Source organism: Thalassolituus pacificus (assembly GCF_025318105.1).
Taxonomy (GTDB): Bacteria; Pseudomonadota; Gammaproteobacteria; order Pseudomonadales; family Oceanobacteraceae; genus Venatoribacter; species Venatoribacter pacificus.
The window spans coordinates 42,625-66,488 of the sequence record NZ_JAOANI010000032.1; the positions used below are offsets into that span (position 1 = coordinate 42,625).

General features: G+C 54.3%; 19 protein-coding genes. 13 read left to right on the forward strand and 6 right to left on the reverse strand.

The window, feature by feature from the left end; genetic code table 11:
* Positions 1-199 precede the first annotated feature (199 nt).
* Both NYR02_RS19060 and NYR02_RS19065 read left to right on the forward strand, forming a co-directional pair.
* On the forward strand, positions 200-1,552 hold the full coding sequence (locus tag NYR02_RS19060; RefSeq protein WP_260977952.1) for an 8-oxoguanine deaminase: 1,353 nt from the start codon (positions 200-202) through the stop codon (positions 1,550-1,552).
* A gap of 185 nt (positions 1,553-1,737) precedes the next feature.
* Complete coding sequence (locus NYR02_RS19065) at positions 1,738-3,558, forward strand: GGDEF domain-containing protein (protein ID WP_260977953.1); 1,821 nt, start codon at positions 1,738-1,740, stop codon at positions 3,556-3,558.
* On the opposite strand, the gene NYR02_RS19070 is transcribed toward NYR02_RS19065, so the two are convergent.
* Positions 3,559-5,373 (reverse strand): sensor domain-containing diguanylate cyclase, encoded by a 1,815-nt coding sequence (locus NYR02_RS19070; protein ID WP_260977954.1) that lies wholly within the window; start codon positions 5,371-5,373, stop codon positions 3,559-3,561.
* Between the two features lie 163 nt (positions 5,374-5,536).
* Between NYR02_RS19070 and dapC the strand changes: the two genes are divergently transcribed.
* Entirely contained in the window at positions 5,537-6,730 is a 1,194-nt protein-coding gene (gene dapC / locus NYR02_RS19075) for a succinyldiaminopimelate transaminase (protein WP_260977955.1), read from the forward strand.
* Positions 6,731-6,739: 9 nt separating this feature from the next.
* Positions 6,740-7,171, forward strand: coding sequence for a SufE family protein (locus NYR02_RS19080; protein ID WP_260977956.1), 432 nt, complete (start codon positions 6,740-6,742; stop codon positions 7,169-7,171).
* Positions 7,172-7,359: 188 nt separating this feature from the next.
* Here the strand turns inward: NYR02_RS19080 and NYR02_RS19085 are convergent, their stop codons facing one another.
* On the reverse strand, positions 7,360-7,851 hold the full coding sequence (locus NYR02_RS19085) for a substrate-binding periplasmic protein (protein WP_260977957.1): 492 nt from the start codon (positions 7,849-7,851) through the stop codon (positions 7,360-7,362).
* Between the two features lie 466 nt (positions 7,852-8,317).
* Between NYR02_RS19085 and NYR02_RS19090 the strand changes: the two genes are divergently transcribed.
* Entirely contained in the window at positions 8,318-10,087 is a 1,770-nt protein-coding gene (locus NYR02_RS19090) for an ABC transporter transmembrane domain-containing protein (RefSeq protein ID WP_260977958.1), read from the forward strand.
* Positions 10,088-10,095: 8 nt separating this feature from the next.
* Here the strand turns inward: NYR02_RS19090 and NYR02_RS19095 are convergent, their stop codons facing one another.
* Complete coding sequence (locus tag NYR02_RS19095) at positions 10,096-12,039, reverse strand: methyl-accepting chemotaxis protein (RefSeq protein ID WP_260977959.1); 1,944 nt, start codon at positions 12,037-12,039, stop codon at positions 10,096-10,098.
* Between the two features lie 197 nt (positions 12,040-12,236).
* Between NYR02_RS19095 and NYR02_RS19100 the strand changes: the two genes are divergently transcribed.
* Entirely contained in the window at positions 12,237-13,418 is a 1,182-nt protein-coding gene (locus NYR02_RS19100; RefSeq protein ID WP_260977960.1) for a GGDEF domain-containing protein, read from the forward strand.
* 86 nt (positions 13,419-13,504) lie between these two features.
* On the opposite strand, the gene NYR02_RS19105 is transcribed toward NYR02_RS19100, so the two are convergent.
* Both NYR02_RS19105 and NYR02_RS19110 read right to left on the reverse strand, forming a co-directional pair.
* The gene (locus NYR02_RS19105; RefSeq protein WP_260977961.1) at positions 13,505-14,527 is read right to left on the reverse strand and encodes a type I glyceraldehyde-3-phosphate dehydrogenase; all 1,023 of its coding nucleotides are present in this window, start codon (positions 14,525-14,527) and stop codon (positions 13,505-13,507) included.
* Between the two features lie 83 nt (positions 14,528-14,610).
* The gene (locus NYR02_RS19110) at positions 14,611-15,921 is read right to left on the reverse strand and encodes an aminotransferase class I/II-fold pyridoxal phosphate-dependent enzyme (protein WP_260977962.1); all 1,311 of its coding nucleotides are present in this window, start codon (positions 15,919-15,921) and stop codon (positions 14,611-14,613) included.
* Between the two features lie 106 nt (positions 15,922-16,027).
* Here NYR02_RS19110 and NYR02_RS19115 point away from each other — a divergent pair, with 106 nt between their 5' ends.
* From NYR02_RS19115 to NYR02_RS19135, 5 genes are all read left to right on the forward strand, one after another.
* Positions 16,028-16,810 carry a YggS family pyridoxal phosphate-dependent enzyme gene (locus NYR02_RS19115; protein ID WP_260977963.1) on the forward strand — a complete coding sequence of 261 codons (783 nt, stop codon included), beginning with the start codon at positions 16,028-16,030 and terminating at the stop codon, positions 16,808-16,810.
* 1 nt (position 16,811) lies between these two features.
* Positions 16,812-17,549 carry a glutamine amidotransferase gene (locus NYR02_RS19120; RefSeq protein WP_145466544.1) on the forward strand — a complete coding sequence of 246 codons (738 nt, stop codon included), beginning with the start codon at positions 16,812-16,814 and terminating at the stop codon, positions 17,547-17,549.
* Positions 17,536-17,790 (forward strand): hypothetical protein, encoded by a 255-nt coding sequence (locus NYR02_RS19125; RefSeq protein ID WP_260977964.1) that lies wholly within the window; start codon positions 17,536-17,538, stop codon positions 17,788-17,790. The genes NYR02_RS19120 and NYR02_RS19125 overlap by 14 nt, the downstream gene beginning before the upstream one ends.
* Complete coding sequence (locus NYR02_RS19130; protein WP_260977965.1) at positions 17,787-18,974, forward strand: aspartate aminotransferase family protein; 1,188 nt, start codon at positions 17,787-17,789, stop codon at positions 18,972-18,974. The genes NYR02_RS19125 and NYR02_RS19130 overlap by 4 nt, the downstream gene beginning before the upstream one ends.
* Before the next feature lie 171 nt (positions 18,975-19,145).
* Positions 19,146-19,808 (forward strand): class I SAM-dependent methyltransferase, encoded by a 663-nt coding sequence (locus tag NYR02_RS19135; protein WP_260977966.1) that lies wholly within the window; start codon positions 19,146-19,148, stop codon positions 19,806-19,808.
* Positions 19,809-19,835: 27 nt separating this feature from the next.
* Here NYR02_RS19135 and NYR02_RS19140 read toward each other — a convergent pair whose 3' ends face one another.
* Complete coding sequence (locus tag NYR02_RS19140; protein ID WP_260977967.1) at positions 19,836-20,789, reverse strand: AraC family transcriptional regulator; 954 nt, start codon at positions 20,787-20,789, stop codon at positions 19,836-19,838.
* A gap of 279 nt (positions 20,790-21,068) precedes the next feature.
* Between NYR02_RS19140 and exaC the strand changes: the two genes are divergently transcribed.
* Both exaC and NYR02_RS19150 read left to right on the forward strand, forming a co-directional pair.
* Positions 21,069-22,589 carry an acetaldehyde dehydrogenase ExaC gene (gene exaC / locus NYR02_RS19145; RefSeq protein WP_260978011.1) on the forward strand — a complete coding sequence of 507 codons (1,521 nt, stop codon included), beginning with the start codon at positions 21,069-21,071 and terminating at the stop codon, positions 22,587-22,589.
* A gap of 165 nt (positions 22,590-22,754) precedes the next feature.
* Positions 22,755-23,750 carry an LLM class flavin-dependent oxidoreductase gene (locus NYR02_RS19150; protein ID WP_260977968.1) on the forward strand — a complete coding sequence of 332 codons (996 nt, stop codon included), beginning with the start codon at positions 22,755-22,757 and terminating at the stop codon, positions 23,748-23,750.
* Positions 23,751-23,864 lie beyond the last annotated feature (114 nt).

Genomic DNA, 23,864 nt, shown 5'->3' on the forward strand with positions numbered 1-23,864 from the left:
CCGTGGCCTGAGTCACATTAACGCGGGAATACTTGTCTGCCAGTAGCATCCTGCTATCATCAGCGCCGGCAGATTAACACTTGGTCACTGCTAACGTTCACCGCGCACCTGTGCGGTTTATTTTTTGTTCGTTAGCGACCGGTGGTGAGAGCCTATCCTCTGCCTTCTGTGCCGCTGCGGATTTTTTGCGGAGCACACCATGAACACACTCTGGATTAAAAACCCCCGCGCCGTATTTAGCGGAAACCAACTGGACGCCAGCGGCGGACTGGTTATCGCCGACGGCCGCATTGTAGAAGTGTTGGCACAAGGCCAGCAGCCGGCACAACCGGTGGCGCAAACCTTTGATGCCAGCGAGCACGTTGTATTGCCCGGTCTGGTGAATACCCATCATCACTTTTATCAGACCCTTACCCGCGCCTGCCCACCAGCACTCAACAAGCGCTTATTCCCCTGGCTGCAAACCCTCTACCCGATCTGGGCCGGGCTGACCCCGGCACAACATGCGCTGGCGACCGAACTGGCGATGGTTGAGCTGTTGCTGTCTGGCTGCACCACGGTGGCGGATCATCATTATCTGTTTCCGGCCGGGCTGGAAAACGCTATCGATATTCAGGCCGAAACCAGCTTAAAACTGGGCATGCGCGCCACCCTTACCCGCGGCTCGATGAGCCTGAGTGTGGATGATGGCGGCCTGCCACCGCGTTCGGTGGTGCAGACCGAACAGGTGATTCTGGATGACAGCAAACGCCTGATCGAGCGCTGGCACCAGCGCGATGAACACGGTCTGCTCGAAGTCGCCCTGGCTCCGTGCTCGCCGTTTTCCGTCACGCCGGACATCATGCGCGCCAGTGCGGAGCTGGCGGCACAATACGATGTCGGCCTGCATACTCATCTTGCTGAAACCGAAGACGAAAATAATTTTTGCCTGCAGATGTTTGGCCAACGCCCACTGGATTATCTGGATTCTGTTGGCTGGCTTAACAGCCGCACCTGGCTGGCCCACGGTATTCATTTTAATGACGAAGAAATTCAGCGCCTGGGCGCGGCCGGCACCGGCATTTGCCACTGTCCGTCATCCAATATGGTGTTGGCTTCCGGCATTTGCCGGGTGAATGAATTGCGCGCCGCCGGCAGCCCGGTCGGGCTCGGTGTGGATGGCAGCGCTTCCAACGACCACAGCAATTTAATGCAGGAAGTACGGCAGGCGTTATTAATTCAGCGCCTGCGTTATCAGGCTGATGAGTTTACCCATCTGGATGCTTTACACCTCGCCACCAAAGGTTCGGCTCAGGTTTTACGCCGGGATGATATTGGTGAACTGGCGCCCGGCATGCGCGCAGACATCGCCTTTTTTAAACTGGATGAACCGCGCTTCAGTGGCGCCCATGATGCACTGGCAGCCCTGGTGCTGTGCGGTGCCAGTCAGGCCGATGCGGTGATGATTAACGGCGACTGGAAAGTACGCGATAAACAATGGCTGGGCGGCGATATCCAGCAGCTGATGGCTAACCACCAGCAGGCCGCCAGAGAACTGTTTAGCGGGCATTGAGTCCGCACAGGGGTCAGCAGGCGGCGTCATGTCTGCTGACCGGTTTTCTCTTCACGCCGCCTTTTCTTGGCAGGCCAGCGCTGCTCACATCCCCTTACACAACCCCTGCTTTTGTTTACCATTTTGTCATCTGCAGGTCATGCAGCGGCGGCACTATACGCCGACTTATTCTGTTTGGTTTTGATATGGCGCCCCATCTTCTGCAACGCAGTCTGGACGAGCTGATCAGCAAGGAAGCCATTCACACTGTGCTGCAACCCATAGTCGATCTGAGCCGTAACCGCGCTCTGGGCTATGAAGCACTGACCCGCGGAGCTCCGGGTCATTTACTGCAACGCCCGGATCTGATGTTCCAGGCGGCGCATCAGTTTGACCGCATTCCGGATCTGGAGATTCTTTGCATCCGTTCTGCTGTCCGCCATTTTTCGCGGCAAAAAAGCGATGGGCTGCTGTTTATTAACATCTGTCCGCAAAGCCTGCTCAACTATGCTAAAGAAACCCCGGCCAAAGAAACCTCGGCCGAAGAAACCTATGGCGAAGAACTCAGCGAGCTGACCGAACGTTTAGGTCATCACGGTCTGCAACCAACCGATGTTGTACTGGAAATTTCCGAGCGTTTTCCCATTGATAATACCAGCCGGTTTCTGACTCTGATCGGCCACCTGAAAGAGCTGGGCTATGGCATCGCCATTGATGATTTGGGCAGCGGTTACTCCGGCTTAAAACTCTGGTCCGAAATTCGCCCAGACTATGTAAAAATTGACCGTCACTTTATCGACCGCATTGATCAGGACACAGTAAAGCAGGCCTTTGTTACCTCGGTGGTGCATCTGTGTGAACAACTGCAATGCGAAGTGATTGCCGAAGGTATCGAAACCCAGGGCGAGCTGAATTTAATCCGCAGCATGGGCATTCATATCGGCCAGGGTTATCTGCTCGGCAAGCCGCAAAGCAAAGCGGAATTTCTCACGCCCGAACAGAGCATCCCCCCTACCCGCCCGATACACGCCAATGGCGTTGAGCAGCCCATCGGCAATCTTTGCCAGCCGTTGGAAACCATTGCCGCCTCCGTGCCGATGCGCGAAGTGGATGAACGGTTCCGCGACAATCCCTTACTGATGTCATTACCGGTACTGGAAAAAGAACGCCCGGTCGGTTTACTGCACCGGCGTAAATTACTGGAATTATTCGCCCAACCGTATGGCCGCGCGTTGTTTGAACGCAAAACCGTTGGTCACTTTATGCAGCAGAATCCGCTGATCGTCGATTGCGCCATGACTCTGGAAGCAGTCAGTAAAGTGCTCACCGACGATGATGACGAAGACCTGCGCCAGCATCTGATTGTTACCTGCGAAGGCCGTTATCAGGGCGTGGTAAACAGCAAAGACCTGCTCAAACACATTACCGACAGCCAGATTCAGAAAGCCCGTTATGCCAACCCGCTAACCCTGTTACCGGGCAACGTACCGATCGACGAACATATTGAGCAACTGCTGCGCCAGCAAAGCCATTTCTATCTGCTGTACCTCGACCTGAACCACTTCAAGCCCTATAACGACCAGTACGGCTACCGTCAGGGCGATGCGGTATTACGCTGGCTCGGCCGCTTGCTGCAACAGCACAGTTCGGCGCTTAATTTTGTTGGCCATATTGGTGGCGATGATTTTGTACTGATCAGCCAGGAAGCAGATTTTTATCCGCTGTGTGAGCAACTATTGCAGGCGTTTAACCAGCAGTGTTCGGAGTTTCACCGCAACGACGACTGGAGTCGTGGCTATCTTAACGCCCATGACCGCAGCGGCCAGCTGAGCCGGATTCCGCTGCTCGGTTTAGCCATTGGCGTGGTGCCATCAACCCTGATTGAAAATCAGGACCCGCAAAGCCTCGCGCAACTGGCGGCACAGGCAAAACAGCAGGCCAAGCAAAAAACAGGCAGTGCCTGGCATTGTCTGGGACAGGAGATACAACCCATCCTGCCGGTTGCCATTAAAGCCGCTGGTCACTGATCAGCGACGGTAGTCGGCGGCAATTTTGTAACCGTCACGGGTCGAGTGTTTTACTTCATACATCGCCTGATCAGCCGCGTTCAGCAGCTCTTCGCCATCGGTTTCTCCCAGACGGCCGACGGTGATACCGGTACTTGCACTCAGATTATGAATCTGCGGCCAGTCCGGCACCTGCAACTCACGCAACTGTTGCTGCAGACGCCGGGCAAAGGTTTCCGCGCCCTCGGCTCCGCAATCAAGCAGCAGCACCGCAAACTCTTCCCCGCCCAGCCGTGCCAGCCGGTCACGGTCACGTCCAAGGCGGCGCAACAATGCACCAAACGCCGCCAGCACAGCATCACCGGCGGCATGACCAAAACCATCATTAATACGTTTAAAGTGATCCAGATCGATCCACAAAACCGCGACGCTGCCTTGCCACTGTTTCAGTTGTTGCAATTGCTCCAGCAAAGCACGGCGATTCAGCAGGCCGGTCAGACCATCCACATCCGCCAGCACCTGCAGCTGCTGGTTGGCATCCAGCAGGGCGTTGGCTTTCTCCGCCAGCGCCTGAGTACGCTCCGCCACCCGCTGTTCCAGCTCGCGGTTTATCAGCCGCAGTTCTTCGCTCAGGCGAACAATTTCATGCCGTGACCAGACCCGGTTCAGCAGGAAGTTACAGATCATCGACACAATAAAAATCAGAAACCCCAGCGGCGACCAGTACTGTCCGCTCAGCAGCTGATTATTCAGCAGCACATCGTGAATAACCGCCACACCCAACAGCATCGTCCCCGGCAGAATCAGCCAGGCACCACGACGGCCGAGATACACCATACGCAGCAATGCCGACGTTGACACCACCACGCCCAGCAGCAGCAAACCACCAAAGATTCCCAGTAATGCGGTAAACCACAGCGGCGGTAACAACAGACAAAGCAGCGCGGCTAACAGGAAAGGCAGGCTGAACAGATTACGCAGACTCCGGCTGAAGTCGGTACCGAAAGCAGAGTGCAGCCAGCCAAACAACAGCACCGGGCTGACCAGCATGCTGATATAAAGCACCCGGATATGCAGTTCCCAGGGCGGATTAAGGCTCAGCATCCAGTACAGCGGGGCAAATGAGGTGGTACCAAGGCGTACGCCCAGCATCAGGGTAAACAGCCCCAGCCACAGTCCGGTGCGGTCTTTACGGTCTACCGTATATTCCATCACCAACAGCAGACCAATCAACAATAACAGCAGCAGGATAACGGCTTCATAAATCACATGCTGGGCGTAGCCTCGGGTGATCTGATCTTCCGGGCCCAGTAACAGTGGCTGCCATGGCCCGGCACTGTGATGGTGATAATTAGCAACCTGCAGCACCAGCTGCAGACGGCCATCAGCGATACCTCCCAGCCTGACCCAGCGATTGCCCTGATAGGGTTGTACCTCCTGACGGGAAGTACCCACGCGGCCGCCATGCAGAATATCGCGGCCATTGGCCAACAGGCGGAAACTGGTGGCGATTTCCGGCACAAACAACGCCCAGTCAACCTGTGGATCAAGCCCCTGAATATCCAGCACAAAGGTGGCATAGCCCTGCCCCGGGTACTGATAACCGGCCTGGCCGCTCTGATCCCAGGTCGATGGCATAACAAACAACGGCCAGTCATCACTGCCTGTGCCATCACTCAGCTGCTGCCAGGCAAAACGCCACTCTCCCGCCAGCGCCAATGGCTGAGTTACCGGCCTGCCGGACAGATTCATGACGCCCTGCTGCGCCCGGAACTCTTGCGCTATTTCCGCCTGCAACTCTGTGGCAGATAAGGTCAGCAGCCAGGCTAATATCAAACAAATACGCCGCCGCATTATTTTCCGTCCGAAACAATATCCGTGCTGAAACTATGGGTGGCATGATGGCCAGCGTCAAATTCCGGCAGGCCGCCAAAGCAGCATCCTGCGCAAATGCCTGTATAATGCCGCGCATCTGAAATTCCGAACTCCGGTGGAAGGCATGAATCCCGATCTGAGCAAATTACAGCCCTATCCCTTTGAGAAACTCGCTAAGCTGAAAGCCGCCGTTACGGCGAATGAGCAGCTGCCACACATTGCGCTGTCCATCGGCGAGCCTCAGCATCCGTCTCCGGCCTTTGTACAACAGGCGATGATCGACAATATCAGCCGTCTGGAAAATTACCCGACCACCAAGGGGCTGCCACAGCTGAGCGAAGCCATTGCCAGCTGGCTCAAAGGCCGCTTCAGTCTGAACAGCATTGATCCGGTATCGCAGGTGATTCCGGTCAACGGCACGCGCGAAGCTATTTTTGCCTTTACCCAGGCGGTGGTTGACCGCAGTCAGCCTGATGCTCTGGTGGTCAGCCCGAATCCGTTCTATCAGATTTACGAAGGCGCAGCCTATCTGGCCGGTGCCACACCGCATTTCCTGCCTTGTCTGGCCGATAACGATTTCCACCCGGACTACAACGCCGTGCCGGCGGATGTCTGGCAGCGCTGCCAGTTATTGTTCCTGTGCACGCCGGGCAACCCGACCGGTGCCGTACTGAGCTTCGAACAGTTTAAACAGCTGATTGAGCTGGCCGACCGTTACAATTTCGTCCTGGCCAGTGATGAGTGCTACTCCGAAATTTATGTCGATGGCAAAGAAGCGCCGATAGGCCTGCTCGAAGCCTGTGCCCGTTTAGGCCGCCACGATTATAAAAACTGCGTGGTGTTTCACTCGCTGTCCAAGCGCTCCAACCTGCCAGGCCTGCGCTCCGGTTTTATTGCCGGTGACGCCGCGCTGTTAAAACCTTTCCTGCTGTACCGTACTTACCACGGTTGTGCTATGCCGTTGCAAACGCAGCTGGCCTCTATCGCCGCCTGGAACGACGAGCAGCACGTTGCCGATAACCGTGCGCTGTACACGCAGAAATTCCGCGCGGTGATTGAAATTCTTAATCCGGTCATGGCGGTGGAACAGACCGACGCCAGTTTTTATTTATGGGCCAAAACCCCGATTAATGAAGAAACCTTCGCCCAGCAGTTATTTGCCCAGCAGAATGTAACCGTATTGCCCGGCTCGTATTTATCGCGCACCGTCGATGGCATTAACCCCGGTGAAAACCGCGTACGTATGGCACTGGTGGCCAGCGTGGATGAATGCATCGAAGCTGCACACCGTATCCGCCGTTTTGTTGAATCGCTGTAAGGACTGATCATGGCTTTAGTACAGAACCCGTTCGGGGCAGACATCAGCACCGACGACATCCTCGATACCCTCGGCTTTTTTGACGACTGGGAAGAGCGCTACAAATACATCATCGATCTGGGTAAACAATTACCGGCGATGAGTGATGACAAGAAAAATGATACTTACCTGCTGCGCGGCTGCCAGAGTCAGGTGTGGATCGACAGCGAACTGAATAACGGCGTGCTGAATTTTGAAGCCGACTCCGACGCACACATCGTGCGCGGTTTACTCGGTGTGGTATTGGCGGCGTACAACCACAAAACCCCGGCCGATATTATCGCGTTTGATATCGACAACTATTTCAGCAAAATTGATCTGGTCAAACACCTGAGTCCGACCCGTGGTAACGGGCTGCGCGCGATGGTGCAGCGTATTCAGGATACGGCGCGTAACGCCTGAGTACGCCCGCCTGATAAAACGCCAGTGCTGACCGTGATGGTTTTTTCGGTGTTGTCACGGCTGAAAGCCGTTCCCACAGATAAATGCCGTTCACGCAGATAAAAGCCGTTCCCACAGCCTGGCGGGCAGTGCCCGCCCTACGGCTGGAACGCACATACTTACCGATGATGCTCATCTGTGCCGACGGCTTATAAATAACGGTCCAGAATTTTTTGATACGCGGCTTTATCATTCAGGATTTTATCCACACCATTCTGCAAACGCTGAACCGTTTCTGCCGGTATGTTGTTGTTAAGCGTGTAATAAAGATCACTCTCTTTCAGCACATGCACAACTTCGAACTGAGTATTGTCGAGTTTGCTTTGTTTAATATACCAACGGGCGACGTTCTCTTCGTAAGCCCAAAGCTGAATACGCCCCGCCCCCAGCATTTTCGCTAACGCATCTGCTGAAGGAATAATTTTGATCGAAGATTCAGCAACACCGGCGCTTTTTAACAGTTGCTCACCAATATCATCAAGAATCGCCCCCACGGTATAGCGGCTGATATCATCAACACTACTGATAACAATATTGTCTGCCTTACGGGCCATCAGAACCACCCGGGTTGCGGCAATAGGACCAACCCATTGAAACAACGGTTCACGCTGCTCAGTTCTGGTGGTAGAAAAAAGCACCACGCCATCCTCCTTCTGAGCCCGAAGATACGCTCTCGGCTAGGGCAGCATACGAATGCTGGCAACAGATAAAGGATCGCCCGCGGCCGCCGTTGCAGCAACCAAGACATCGACTGCGATCCCCTGCAGCTGGTTACCTTCCTTAAAATTATAAGGCGGATAAGATTCGGTTATGTATTCCAGCTCCGTCAGGTCACCTGCCCAAACGGGTTTAAATCCGGCAGTCAGTAACAGTATGAATACGAACTTCAGTAACTTTGAGAAACGCATAACTCATCCTTCCGAATATTGTCTTAAAGATTATCTTAGCCTGCGTTATCACTTCTGCCGCGTATGCAGACTGTCATTTGTACCAGCAGCAAACAGACTGCACGATGTACCGTCAGCATGAGAACGTCGTGTATGCACCTTGCTCCAAAAGTGCGCAGCCGTTAGCCTGAGTAACTTCTTATTAACAAAGACCTTTCTGATGCTGCTCTGGCTCTGGCAATTTATCCGCCCTTATAAATTCCGTTTAACCATCGCCATTATTGCGCTGGTTGCTACCGCTGGGCTCACCCTCGGATTAGGACAAGGCGTGCGCTTAATGGTCGACAATGGTTTTGCTGCACAATCCACCGAAGGTCTGGCCGATGCCCTGCAGCTGTTCGCCATTCTGGTTGTACTGGTTTCTACCGGCGCTTATTTCCGCTTTTATATGGTGTCGTGGCTCGGTGAGCGGGTGGTGGCCGATATCCGCAAACAACTGTATCAGCATCTGGTCAGCCTGCCTCCGAGCTTTTTTGAAGATAATCTGGCCGGTGAAATTCAGAGCCGGGTAACCACCGACACCACATTACTACAAACGGTTATCGGCTCATCATTTTCCTTTGCCCTGCGTAATTCGTTGACCTTTATCGGTGGCATCACGCTGATGTTTTTAAGCAATTTAAAACTCAGCCTGATTGTTCTGGTCGCCGTGCCTTTAGTGGTTTTTCCGATGATTTATTTTGGCCGCAAGGTGAAAAAACTGTCCCGTGACAGCCAGGATAAAATTGCCAGCGTCGGCGCATGGGCCGGTGAAAGTCTGCAGCATATTAAAGTGGTGCAGGCATTTACCCGCGAAGATATTGTTACCCAGCAATTCGCCCTCGCCGCTGAAGGTGCCTTTGATGTCGCCCTGAAACGAATCCGCCAGCGCGCCTGGCTGATTGCTCTGGTAATGGTGCTGGTGATGGGTTCTGTGGCCGGTATGCTGTACATCGGCGGTAGTGATGTGATTGCCGGAAAACTGTCAGGCGGTGATCTGGCTGCCTTTGTGTTTTACGCCATTATGGTCGCCGGTTCGCTGGCTGCCGTGACCGAGGTCTATGGTGAAGTACAACGTGCCGCCGGCGCCGCTGAGCGTATCCGCGAGCTGCTTGCGACCGAAGCCGATATTCAATCACCGCAGCCAAGCACAGAGATTCTGCTTGAGGCAAAAGCCGGTCAGCCATTAGTCAGTTTCCGCGATGTGCATTATCACTACCCCAGTCGCCCGGACCGTAAAGCCATCAGTCACTTAACGCTGGATATACAACCCGGTGAGCGCATCGCACTGGTTGGTCCATCCGGAGCCGGAAAATCCACCTTATTTGATTTATTGCTGCGCTTTCGCGATCCACAACAGGGCGATATTCTGCTGCATGGAAAATCGTTACGGGACTGGGATTTACAGCAGCTGCGCGGCCAGTTTGCCCTGGTGCCACAGCAACCGGTGCTGTTCAGCGCCAACGTGCTGGATAACCTTCGTTATGGCAAACCCGATGCCAGTGAGACTGAAATTCTGGCCGCAGCCAGGGCCGCGAATGCCGATGAATTTATTCAGCAATTACCGGATAAATATCAGTCTTTTTTAGGTGAGCAAGGGGTGAAGCTGTCCGGTGGACAAAAACAACGACTGGCCATTGCCCGTGCTATTCTACGTGATCCGGAAATATTATTGCTGGATGAAGCCACCAGCGCCCTCGATGCGCAAAGTGAGCATCTGGTGCAACAGGCGCTGGATATCTTAATGAAAGACCGCACCACCTTTGTGATTGCCCACCGCTTAGCCACCATCACTAATGTTGACCGTATTGCGGTGTTTGATCATGGCCAACTGGTGGCGATAGGAACACATCAGGAGCTGATGCAACATTCGCCACTGTACAAACGGCTGGCCGATCTGCAGTTTAAAAACACCCAGTTTAAAAACACCGACGATCAGCCAGCCCAGTGACCCTGAATTTAAACCCGGAAGCGGCTGACCAGCGCTGACAGATCATGCGACAGATTGCCAAGCGAATCAGAGTTTTCTTTCAGCTGTCGCGAGCTGTCGTTGGCATTGGTGGCTTCGGTATTAATGCGGATAATATTCTGGTTAATTTCTTCCGCCACCAGATGCTGTTCTTCAGCGGCCGCCGCAATCTGGGTGGCCATATCACGGATTCGGGAGACGGATTCTTCGATGGACTCAAATACCGCACGGGTCTGCTCGGTAGTCTCTGCGGTTTCCCGTGAGTGATCCAGGCTGCTGGCCAGCTTGCCCGACACCTCACTGGTGCGGTTAATCAGCGATGTAATCATCTGATCAATTTCCTCGGTTGATTCCGCAGTACGCCCGGCAAGAGTCCGTACTTCATCGGCCACTACCGCAAAGCCGCGCCCCTGTTCGCCTGCTCGTGCCGCCTCAATGGCAGCATTCAGTGCCAGTAAATTGGTCTGTTCGGCGATACCGCGAATGGTATCGAGAATGGTGGTGATATTGCGCGACTCTTCTGCCAGGGTCGACATTGCCTGGTTGGAATCTTCAATGACCTTTTCAAGAGCCGTGACTGCGTTCGTCGTTTTCTGAATAAATTGCCGCCCGTCTTCAACATGATGCTGGCTTTGGTCGGCGGCAATTGCCGTTTCACTGCAGTTTTTTGCCACTTCGTTGGACGTCGCCACCATTTCATTAAAAGCTGTCGATACCTGTTCTATCGAGTTGGATTGCTGATCAGAAATACCCGCCAGCTGATCGGAAATAGCCTGTGCAGCCAGAGCCTGATTTTTTACATCTGCGGCGCCTTCATTAATATCGGATACCAGTGAATGAATCATGGTGATAAAACGGTTAAAGGCATTAGCCATCTGTCCGGACTCATCTGAGCTGAGCACTCTCAGTCTGCGCGTCAGATCCCCTTCGCCACTGGCAACTTCTTCCAGACCCCGGGTAACTGCACCAATCGGTTTGGCAATCAGGTTGCTGATCCAGTAAGCCAGTACGGCAAAAATACCCAGCAACACAAGACTGATCAGTAAAATGGTATTGCGCACTTTAGTGGCAACAGCAAACACTTCGTCAGCCGGAATAACGCCGATAAATTTCCAGCCCAACGCCGGTGAGGTGTAAGCCGTTGCAAACCAGCGCTGCCCATTAAGCTCAGTTTCAAATAATCCTTCACGGGCAAAAAACTGCTGATAGGCTTCGCCCAGCTCTTTTATATTTTTAAAGTTATTTGTTTTATTGCCACTATCGGCCAGCACCGTACCGGTTTCTTCCACCAGAATCAGATAGCCGTCTTTGCCGAACTGTACCTGTTTCACCATATCGGTCAGCTTACTCAGGGTGACATCCACCCCGACCACACCTTGCAGGCCGCTGTCGGTGGTAAAGGTATGCAAGTAATCAAGCAGCGGTGCTCCGGTGTTTACGTCTTCATAGGCGGCTGCCCGTACCGGCTTGCCAGGATCAGCCTGAGCAGCGATATACCAGGGACGCTGACGCGGGTCATACTTGCCCAGATCACTGCCCGGCCACTGAATATAACCACCACTGCTGAGCCCCAGAAAAACATAAGCCAGATCCGGCCGCGCTTTACCGAAATCGTCCATCAGTGCATAGGCATCAGCCTCAACACTGCCACTGCGCTGAGCAAAGGTCGGTTTTGCTGCACCACGATAATCCGATACCGACTCGTCCAGAGCTTTCAGCGCCTGGGTCGAAGCCAGAAAAGCGGCATCTTCCGCCAGACCATTAAGGTAAAGGCTGAAGGCGGTATCAATATGACGGATTTCAGCACTGCTGCGGGTTTCAAAGCTGTTCAGAGCGCTGCTGCGCAGTTCCAGAACAACCAGAATGGTAATGATCAGCAAAGGGATGATGACAGCTGACAACAGGGCAAGGGTCAGGCGGGTACGGATAAGCATGCAATAACTCCGGCATATATAAACGGCTGTCTTATTCGCAGTTTAGCCCGGTTTTTGATCGACACTTTTATTAATAACAAGCGTTACAGCGCCCGCCCTGCGGCCACTGTATGCGTGATTCAGTACGATAGCACCGGGATGTGGACGGATCAGCAAGTTGGGCTAGGCTATTACTAAACAATCGTTGAGGTAAAGTAATGGGGGAAAAGCCGACTGTTGATATGGACTTAGGATCGCCGCACATGCATCGCTTTCTTGCCGTTTTTAAAGACCCTGAGAAAGAGAACCTCTTCCGTCAGGAGGAACTGCCGAAACAACGTCGCCTGGTCTTTGGACTTTGTGCTTTTATTACCATATCCATCCCTATGTTTATGCTGTCTGATTTCATGGTTGTGAAACCTGCACCATGGGATACGTTTCTGCTGATACAGCGACTGCTTCATATCGGTGTCTGTATTATTTTCTTATTGGTTATTCCCCATGTGCAGCGCCCTTCCACTTACGATGCCTTGCTGTTCTGTACTTTATTTGTGGTGTTTGTTCTGTTGGAGCTGGGTTCGTTTACCTTTCTGGGTGACTACGCACTGTACGCCTTGTTTGACATCATCATCATGCTCAGTCTGTACGCTGCCGGCATACTGACGGTAAAGCTCTCAACAATCATCTGTCTCTACCACTCGTCCATGGCGATACTCATTGTACTCACCCTGAAAGAACTGAATGTTCATGACCAGATAATGATGATTTTTGGTTATACGTTCACTAATGGCGCAGGCATACTGTTATCGATCACCCACCATAAAAATGTAAGACAGCAATATTTACTCCAGCACTCTCTGCGTGAAAAAACACTTCAGCTGAAAAACCTGGCCTATCGTGATTCATTAACCAATGCCCTGAACCGGAGATCCTTTCAGGATCATTTCAGGGATATTGAAAAGATGGCATCGCGGTTGGAACAGAGCGATAAAAGCTTATTTATTATCGCCGCCGACATTGATCACTTTAAAAAGATTAACGATAACTTTGGTCATGATATTGGTGACAAGGTATTGCTGGCATTTGTGAAGCTGATTGAGGCCAATATCCGCCCTGTCGATAAGGTGTACCGGTTTGGCGGTGAGGAATTTATGATTTTACTGCAGGAATGCAGTAGGGATACGGCCATTAATAGAATTGAAAAAATAATGCAGCTGCTTAACTCCGGCAGTCTAGGGGTTGAGGAACTGGAGCAACCAGTGACATGCAGTTTTGGAATTACGCCGGTTCTGGCCAGCGACACCATTGACTCTGTTTGCATCCGTGCCGATGAAGCCCTTTATAACGCAAAAAACAACGGCCGCAATCAGTATGTTTTTGCCCCAGCCCCCGATAAATAAAACCAGCAACACAATAATTTATCAGAGGCAGCACAGGGAGCAGCCCATCTAGCCCTGAAAGAATATCCAGGGCATAAGCAAAAACATTAGCGACGATTCTCTGCACTCATGGCGCAGGCAGTATCCAGCATACGGTTGGCAAAACCCCATTCGTTATCAAACCACACCAGCAACTTCAGCAGCTGACCGCCACTGACACGGGTCTGGGTGGCATCGACAACCCCTGAACGCGGATCATGATTAAAATCGATAGAAGCATGCGCATCATCGGTGATACCGATAATCTCCTTTAATGCACCGGTGCTGGCTTCTGCCAGCAGTGAATTAACCACATCCGTGGTGGTTGGCTGCTGTAATTGCAGACTGATATCCAGCGCCGACACGTTAATGGTTGGCACACGCACATGCAGGCTTTCGATTTTACCGGCGAGTTTCGGCATTAACCGCGCAATGCCCAGCGGCAATCCGGTATCGACCGGAATAATACTTTGCCCTGCAGCGCGGGTGCGGCGTAAATCGGAATGGTAGGCGTCAATCACCGGCTGATCGTTCATCGCCGAGTGAATGGTGGTGGTTACCCCGGCTTCGATGCCGAAGGCGTCATCCAGCAAAGTCAGAATCGGCAGCAGACAATTGGTCGAGCAGGAACCATTGGAAACGATGTGCTGATCGTCACTCAGCGTGTGCTGATTAAGACCAAAAATAATGGTGTTATCCACCGCACTGTCGGCAGGGTTAGAAATCAGCACTTTATGCGCGCCACCGGCCAGATGCTGCTCACACTCTTCGCGGGTTTTTATCTGGCCGCTGCATTCCAGCACCAGATCAATATTCAGCGCAGCCCAGTCGAGGGCGGCGGCATCCGCTTCGTGGCGGATACAGATACGGTCGCCATTCACACTCAGATGACGTTCATCCACCACCTCAACCTGGCCCGGAAAACGTCCGTGGGTGCTGTCGTAGCGCAGCATGTAGCTGATGGTTTCAATATCGGCCAGCTCGTTAATGGCGACAACCTGCAACTGATCGCGATAGCCATTTTCGTACAGAGCACGCAGTACACAACGGCCGATACGGCCGAAACCATTGATAGCAATACGGGTGGTCATAAAATACCCGGCCTCCGGGCCAGAAAAATCAGGTCGTTATTCTCGCGGATTTAACCGGTGCTGGCAAAGCCGCACCGTTTTTGTCACAGGCATTTGCGCAGATCAGCAATCAGCTTCTGTTGCTGTTCGCCGTCCAGCTCACTGATGGTTATGCGCAATGCACTCTGTGGCTGACGCACACTGAACACCGCCGCATCACGCACCAGCCAGCCGTAGCGGGCAAGACGATGGCTGATTTGTTCTGCATCCAGCCCCGGCAATGGCAGCCAGAAATTAAGACCATCCGCCGGTGCACTGAGCACTGGCAGTCCCGGTAATTCTGCCGCATTCAGCGCCGCCGCCAGTGCGCTGTGCTGCGCCCGGTAATAATCCGCCGCCTGTGTCAGCTGTTGCTGTACCTCATCGCTGGCCAGCAGCAGGCTGATCAGATCCTGCAGCAGATGGCTGACCCAGTTGCTGCCCGGTGTGAGGCGCAGCAACAGACGCTCACGGGTCTGGGCATCGCTGTGAATAAAGGCACAGCGCAGGTCTGGGCCATAACCTTTCGATACCGAACGCACCAGCGCGTGATGACGATGGCCTGCGGGCATGATGCTGTAATACGCCGAGCCGGCAACGGTGGCGAAATGGTCATCCTCGATCAGCAATACATCCGGGTATTGCGCCAACAAGCTGCGGATTTCTGTCGCCCGGGTCTGGCTCAGACTGCAACCGGTCGGGTTATGACCACGGGGTGTACAGATCAGGGCCTGCACACCGGTCGCCAGCGCCGCCGCCAAAGCCTCTGTCTGCAGACCTTCAGCATCAACACTGACGGCAACGGCTTCCAGCCCGGCCTGATTCAGGGTGTTGATGGTGCCCAGAAAACAGGGATCTTCGACGATGACTTTGTCACCGGGCTTCAGATGGGCCAGTAACAGACGCTCAACCGCGTCCACCGCACCATGGCTGAGCACCAGCGCATCCGCTTCCGCCTGATCGGAAAACAGCCGGCTCTGTGCCAGCGCAGCAAGCTCCGGATTCAGCAGCGGCTCGCCATATAAGCGCGGAGTACGGGCAGGCAGCTGCGCTAAATAACGGCTGATATCCGGCAGCCAGTGCAGCGCCGGATTACCACTGGCCAGATCAGTCAGCGGCGAATCCGGCATCGCGCCTTCCTGAAAACCACCTTCCGCCTGGGTTCGGATCATCGTGCCACGCCGCCCCTGGCTGACCGCCAGACCAGCGCTGACCAGCCGCTGATAGGCCGCCGCGACGGTATTGCGGTTTACCCCAAGTTGTTCTGCCAGCTCGCGGATAGGCGGCAATAACGCGCCTTCTTCCAGCTGTCCGCTCTGCACCAGCTGTCGGATGCTGGCGACGATCTCTGCAATGCTCTTGCCGGTAATATTCATAAATAGGACAAAATTATTTTTGACATAGGACAAAAACCAAAAGCATACTGGTTACCCGGTCAGTTATCCACCGCCGGCAAGAATATCAGACAGCAGGAGCAAAGGCTTGAACCATACCGCGACCACCAGCCAGGGCTTCCGCCCGGTTTTCAGCAGTGACGATCTGCAGCGCAATCTGGCGGCCGTAAACGCCCGTATCCGGCAGGCCTGTGAACACAGCGGACGCCAGCCCGACAGCGTCCGTCTGCTGCCGGTCAGCAAGACCGTGGATCTGGCACGTATCCGTATGGCCCACGCCGCTGGCTGCACCCTGCTGGGCGAAAACAAGGTGCAGGAAGCCTGGAGCAAAGCGCAGAGCACCACCGACCTGACGGATCTGCGCTGGTCAGTCATCGGTCATCTGCAGACCAATAAGGCCCGTATTGTTGCCCGCTTTGCCAGCGAGTTTCAGGCCCTCGACAGCCTGCGTCTGGCCGCCGAACTGGATAAGCGCCTGAGCCGTGAAGAACGCTGTCTGGATGTTCTGGTGCAGGTTAATACCTCCGGCGAAGCCAGCAAATACGGCCTCGAACCGGCACAGTTGGAAGCCTTTATGCGCCAGCTCACAGCCTTTCCTACCCTGCGGGTAAAAGGCCTGATGACGCTGGCCGCGCTGACCACCGATCAGCAACGTATCCGCCGCTGCTTTGTTTTGCTGCGCCAACAGCTGCAGCAGATGCAGCAACAGCTGAGCTATGGCGATCAGCTGTATGAATTATCCATGGGAATGTCGTCCGATTTTGAACTGGCGATCCACGAAGGCGCGACCACCGTCCGGGTTGGTCAGGCCATCTTTGGTCCGCGGGCGCTTCCCGACAGCTACTACTGGCCTGAACAAACAGGAGCCTGACATGATGAAACGAGCCTGTGTTATCCGCCACCTGGCCTTTGAAGGGCTGGGTATTCTGGAAAGCGTGCTGATTGAGCGCGGCTATCTGATTGACTACTACGATGCCGGCGTTGATTTTCTTGATGACGATGCCCTGCTGCAGGCGCATCTGCTGGTCGTACTCGGCGGGCCAATCAGCGCCAATGACGGTCAGGATTACCCCTTTCTGGCGCGTGAGACAGAGTTGCTGCAGCAACGTCTGACCCTGCAACGGCCAACGCTGGGCATCTGTCTTGGCGCCCAGCTGATGGTCAAAGCGCTGGGCGGCACGGTACAGCCGATGGGGCACAAAGAAATCGGTTATGGCGATATTCAGCTCAGTGCTGAGGGACTGGAGTCGGCACTGGCTGTGCTTAAGGAGTGCCCGGTGCTGCACTGGCACGGTGAGCAATATTCGCTGCCTGCCGAAGCCCGGTTACTGGCCTCTTCGGCGCTGTGCCCGCAGCAGGCATTTGCCCTCGGCGACTATGGTCTGGCGCTGCAGTTTCATCTGGAAACCGATTACCGCCGCATTGAGCAGTGGCTGATTGGCCATTGCTGTGAGCTGCAGCAGGCCGGCATTGCGCTGGCCGATATCCGCCAGCAGGCACGCCAGCACGGGCCGCGCCTGCAGATGCTGGGGGTACGTATTTTTCATACCTGGCTGGGCCAGGCCGAAGCCTTTGATCAACACAGACATTACACCCATGAGCCAGTTTAAGATCCTGCTCTGGCAGAACCAGAGCCTGCTGGGCCAGTTTGAATCGGCAGCCAATGCCGGGCATGAACTGATACAGCAGATCCGCAGCCGCTTTCCTCAGGAGGCCGGTTTCCGCACCGAAGTGATGGTCGCCAGCGACGAAAAACGCATTATTGAATCCTCGCGTCAGGGCATCCGCCTGATCAGCCGGGAAGTGATTTATCAACCTTACAATAAAGACGCAACGGATCAGAAAGTATGAGTTCAGCCTGTTTAATGCCGGTGTATGAGCGCCTGCCGGTTCATTTTGTGCGCGGCGAAGGCAGCTGCCTGTGGGACGATCAGGGCAATCAGTATCTCGACAGCCTGGCCGGTGTCGCGGTAACCAATCTGGGGCACTCGCACCCGGAAATTACCGCAGCCATCAGCGCTCAGGCCGCCACTCTGATGCACAGCTCCAACCTGTACGGCGTAACCTGGCAGGAAACCCTCGCCGCCACACTGTGCAGCCTGACGGGAATGGAGAAAGCGTTTTTCTGTAATTCCGGTGCCGAAGCCAACGAAACCGCCATCAAGCTGGCGCGCCTGCATGCCCGCCAGCGGCAGATTACAGCACCGCAGATTGTGGTTATGGACGGTGCATTTCATGGCCGCACCCTGGCCACCCTGACCGCCAGCGGAAATCCGGCCGCACAGCAGGGTTTTGAACCCTTAGTACCGGGCTTTCTGCGTCTGCCACTGAATGACAGCGCGGCCCTGAATGCGCTGGATGGCAACCCTCAGATCTGTGCTGTGCTGCTGGAAACCGTGCAGGGCGAAGGCGGCGTGCGACTGGCAGACAGTCATTATTTACAGGCGCTGGCGCGCCTGTGCCGGGACAATAACTGGCTGCTGATGATCGACGAGGTGCAGACCGGCATGGGCCGCACAGGACGCCACTTCGGTTATCAGCATGCCGATATTCAACCGGATGTGATCACCCTTGCCAAAGGTCTGGGCAATGGTCTGCCGATTGGTGCCTGCCTCGCACGCGGTGCGGCAGCAAACCTGTTTGCGCCGGGACAGCACGGTTCAACCTTTGGTGGCAATCCGCTGGCCTGCCGCGTCGGTCATACCGTGATAAGCATCATGCAGCGTGACCGGCTGGCCGAACGGGCGGCAGAGCTGGGCAGGCAACTGCTGGAAGGATTAACCCAGGCGCTGGCCGGTCATCCCCAGGTCGCTGCCATCCGCGGACGCGGACTGATGGTGGGTATTGAGCTGAAAGAAGCGATCCCGGACCTGACCAGACGTGCGCTTCTGGAAGAGCGCCTGCTGATTAATGTCACACGGCAGAAAGTTATCCGCCTGTTACCGGCACTGACGATCAGTCCGGAAGAAATCAGCATCCTGATCGCCGCACTGAGCCGGTTACTGCACAGCAACCAGCAATTGCGCAGCGCCTGAGAGGTAAAACATCCCCGGCCAGCCTGCCCTGGTCGGGGTTTATCTGGCTAGGGGTTATCTGATCAGGGTTTATATTGCTCCCTTCGTTCCACCATCGCCGCACTCTTGGCGCAGTGTTATATTGCCGCCCGCCTCCCTGCCGACGCGCTCTCTCAAACCGAAGGAATCCGCATGAATCAACCCTGCACCCAGCCCTGCCCCCTGTGCTCTGATCAGGGTCCGCATCAGCAACTTCAGGGTGCCGATAAACGCCGTTACTTCAGCTGCAGCCAATGCTCACTGGCCTTTGCCGACCCACAGCAATGGCTGAGTGCGGATGACGAAAAAGCTTATTACGCCACCCATGAAAACAGCATTGAAGATGCCGGTTATGTGCAGTTTCTGCAGCACCTGCTGACACCTCTGCTGCCATTATTAACACCGGGCATGCAGGCACTCGATTACGGCTGCGGGCCGGGGCCAACATTATCAAAGTTACTGACGGCTGCAGGTATTGCCTGCGATGACTACGATCCGTTTTTCTTTCCTGCCCAGTTACGCCGCCAGTACGATGTGATTACCGCCACCGAATGCTTTGAACATTTTCATAATCCGCACGCCGAACTGAGCAGGCTGAGTGGTTTACTGCGCGAAGGTGGTTATCTCGGTTTAATGACCAGCCGCTGGGCAGATGCAGAATATTTTTCGCGCTGGCATTACACCCGCGACCCGACTCATGTGGTGTTTATGCAGGAAAAAACGCCGGACTGGATTGCCCGGCATTATGATCTGGAGATTGTCTGGCGCGACAGTCCGAGGGTGGTGATTTTCCGCAAAGTGGCCAAGGCCTGTTAACACTAATTAAACAGGCTCTAAAAGATTTCAGGCAGAAACCATCTTAACCTGATGCAGTTTTAAATAATCTCTGGGCGACACACCATACTGCTGATGAAAACGGCGGGTAAAGTGGCTGGCATTCACATAGCCGACGTCATAGCAGACCTCGGTAACAGAGCGGCCGCTCTGCAGTAATTCCCGCGCCCGTTCAAGGCGGCGCTGCTGGATATATTCCATCGGCCCGGTCCCCATCACATGCCGGAACTGCTGATAAAACTTACTGCGCGACATACAGGCGATACGGCACAGTTGCTCAATATCAACGGTTTCCGCCAGATGATCATCAATATAACGAACCGTTTCTGTCAGAGCATTTAAGGTCGGGTCATGGCGCGCGCAATTCAGTAAAAAATTACGCCCCTGCTGGCGCAGCATGCGGGTTAATAATTCGGTAACGCCCAGGTTCAGTACCAGATCACGGTCATCATCGTTATGCACAAAACTGCCGACGATACGTTCCAGTAATTGTTGCGTTGCCTCGGTATGAAACAGATGCAGCACATGATCATCATGCGGTCGCCAGCTGCCCAGTTCTTTCGGTAACGGATTTTTCTGATTGAGCTGATCACAGACATCACGCAACCGCTCACGGCTGATACCCAGGGTTAAACAGCTGGTCGGGTTATCGAGGGTTGCCTCGGGGAAATCAATGGCAACGGTTTCTCCCGGCGCCATGACAAAAGATTCATGGGGTAAAAAAGCCGAATTAAAATGATGTTTACCGTGCAGTACTTTTTTGCCGCTGATCATGCCGCAGTAGAGAATCTCTTCCGCATCCAAGCGGACTTTTTCTGCAGAGGCAAAAGTGTCGTAGATTGACAGTTCAGCGCCATGGCTGGCAAAGACCGTGCGGTTTTCAACCAGCTGCTGCGGGCCAGAACCACGAACAAGATTACGGCGGTTAAACGCCGCCTGAGCTGCCAGACCTGAATCGCGCATTCTGACCTCCTGTTACCGCTTATATTGGTGCGGTATCTCTTTGTTTTAATTATTTTTTATCGTTTTCGGCAAAGCCCTGAGCCGCTATTGAACCCTGTTTTTCCTTATCAGCAAGCCGTCGTCAGCGACCGTTTTTTGGCCGGCATGGACGCTCAGCACAGTGATTCAGACGCTCAGGCAAGTGGCTAATCATCAGATCACATAGCCTGAACTCACACAACCCGCTAAGCCCAGACAAAAGTCCAAGGCTTGCGTGTGAACAATAACAAGGAGAACGCCATGATTTATGCCAACCCCGGACAAACCGGCTCGGTCGTCAGCTTTAAAAGCCAGTATCAGAACTACATTGGTGGTGACTGGGTTAAACCGGTTAACGGCCGTTATATGGACAACATCAGCCCGGTCAATGGTCAGGTGTTCTGTCAGGTGCCACGTTCCGATGGCGCCGATATCGAACTGGCGCTGGATGCAGCCCACAATGCGGCAGCGGCCTGGGGCAAGACCTCCGCTACCGAACGCTCCAATATTCTGCTGCGCATTGCTGACCGCATGGAACAGAATCTGGAAATGCTGGCCGTAGCCGAAACCTGGGATAACGGCAAAGCCGTGCGCGAAACCCTGGCCGCCGATATTCCACTGGCGGTGGATCACTTCCGTTATTTCGCCGGTTGTCTGCGCGCGCAGGAAGGCACCATGGCGGAAATCGACGAGACCACCGTGGCGTATCATATCCACGAACCACTGGGCGTTGTCGGTCAGATTATTCCGTGGAATTTTCCGCTGTTAATGGCTGCCTGGAAACTCGGCCCGGCACTGGCCGGTGGCAACTGTGTGGTGATGAAACCGGCCGAACAAACGCCCGCATCCATTCTGGTTTTAATGGAGCTGATCGGCGATCTGCTGCCACCCGGTGTACTGAATATTGTTAACGGCATTGGTGAAGAAGCCGGACAGGCGCTGGCCACCAGCCAGCGTATTGCCAAAATTGCCTTTACCGGCTCGACCCCGGTGGGCCAGCATATTCTGAAATGTGCCGCCGATTTATTAATTCCAAGCACCGTTGAGTTGGGCGGAAAATCACCCAACATTTATTTCGAAGACGTGGTGCAACACGAAGATGATTACCTGAGCAAGTGCGTGGAAGGTATTACACTGGCCTTCTTTAATCAGGGTGAAGTCTGTACCTGTCCGTCACGGGCACTGATTCAGGAATCGGTTTACGATCAATTAATTGAACTGGTGGTTGAACGTGCCGGAAAAATCATCCGCGGTAATCCACTGGATACCGATACTCAGGTTGGCGCACAGGCTTCAGCGGAACAGTACGAACGCATTATGAATTACATTGCCATCGGCAAAACCGAAGGCGCTAAAGTGCTGCTCGGCGGCAATGCCGAAGCGTTAAACGGTGACTTGAGCAAAGGCTACTACATTCAGCCAACGCTGCTGTTCGGCAAAAATGATATGCGTATTTTCCAGGAAGAAATTTTCGGCCCGGTAATCAGCGTCACCACCTTTAAAGACGAAGCCGAAGCACTGGCCATCGCCAACGATACCGAATTTGGTTTGGGGGCCGGTGTCTGGACGCGCGATATGAATCTGGCTTACCGCATGGGCCGTAATATTCAGGCCGGCCGGGTCTGGACCAACTGCTACCATGCCTATCCGGCGCATGCTGCCTTCGGTGGTTATAAAAAATCCGGTATCGGCCGCGAAACCCACAAAAAAGCGCTGGAGCATTATCAGCAAACCAAAAACCTGCTGGTCAGCTACAGCACCAGCCCGCTGGGTTTCTTCTGATCCGGCATTGAGTGTTGCTCTGCAAGCCTGATAACACGCCCGCACTGCGGGCGTTGTTTATTCCATCAGATTTTTGCAACAGAGCTTTCCTCAACATCACGCAGACCTGCCCGCTGCAGTGTGGCACCCTGTGAGCCTTTCATCCTATTCATGGCGGGCTGCATTATGACCTCACTGGCCGACATTCCTTTTTCTCTGCTGGAGCTGGCGTCGGTACCGGAAGGCTTCAACGTAGCTCAGACGCTGGCATCCATGCTCGACTACGCCCAGCATGCCGATACGCTGGGCTTTAACCGCTTCTGGCTGGCCGAGCATCACAATATGGAAGGGGTCGCCAGCAGCGCCACCGCCGTGCTGATTGGTCAGGTCGCAGCACGCACGCAACAACTCCGCGTCGGCTCTGGTGGCATCATGTTGCCCAATCACCCGCCGCTTATTATCGCCGAACAGTTCGGTACACTGGATGCATTGTACCCCGGCCGTATTGACCTTGGCCTTGGCCGTGCCCCCGGTACCGACCCGCTGACCAGCCGGGCCTTGCGCCGTGACGATATGCGCGCCGAACACTTCCCGCAGGAAGTGGAAGAATTACAGACCCTGCTGGGAGCCGATGGCGCACACAAGCGCGTTAAAGCTTACCCCGGTGCCAACAGTGCGGTAGAAATCTGGCTGTTAGGCTCCAGTTTATTCAGCGCGCAATTGGCCGCTGAGCGTGGTCTGCCTTACGCCTTTGCCGGACATTTTGCTCCGCGTCTGGCACGTGAGGCGATCGCCCTTTACCGTCATCGTTTCCAGCCATCAGCTACGCTGCAACAACCGCATGTCATTTTATGTCTGCCGTTGATTGCCGCCACCAGCGATGACGAAGCACGTTTTTTAGCCACCAGCAGTCAGCAGCGGATCATGGCATTAATGCAGGGCCAGCCACTGTATCTGCCACCGCCGGTAGAAAGCATGGAAGGTATCTGGAATGCGCAGATCAAAGCACAGGTAGATGCATTTCTGGCGTTATCCGTAACGGGTGGGCCAGCCAGCATAAAATCCAAATTGCAGGCGCTGGTCAGTCAGATGCCGGTGAATGAGTTAATGTTTACCAACGATATTTTTGACCGGGAAAAACGTCTTCAGGCACTGCAGATTCTGATGGATGCAAAATCTTAAGGAGCTTCAGGGCAGCGGCAAAATAACGGATTAATCACCGCACAATGAATACCCGGATGGGGTTAATCTGCTATACCTGATGCAGGCTTTTACCAATAAAAAGTTATCAGGAGG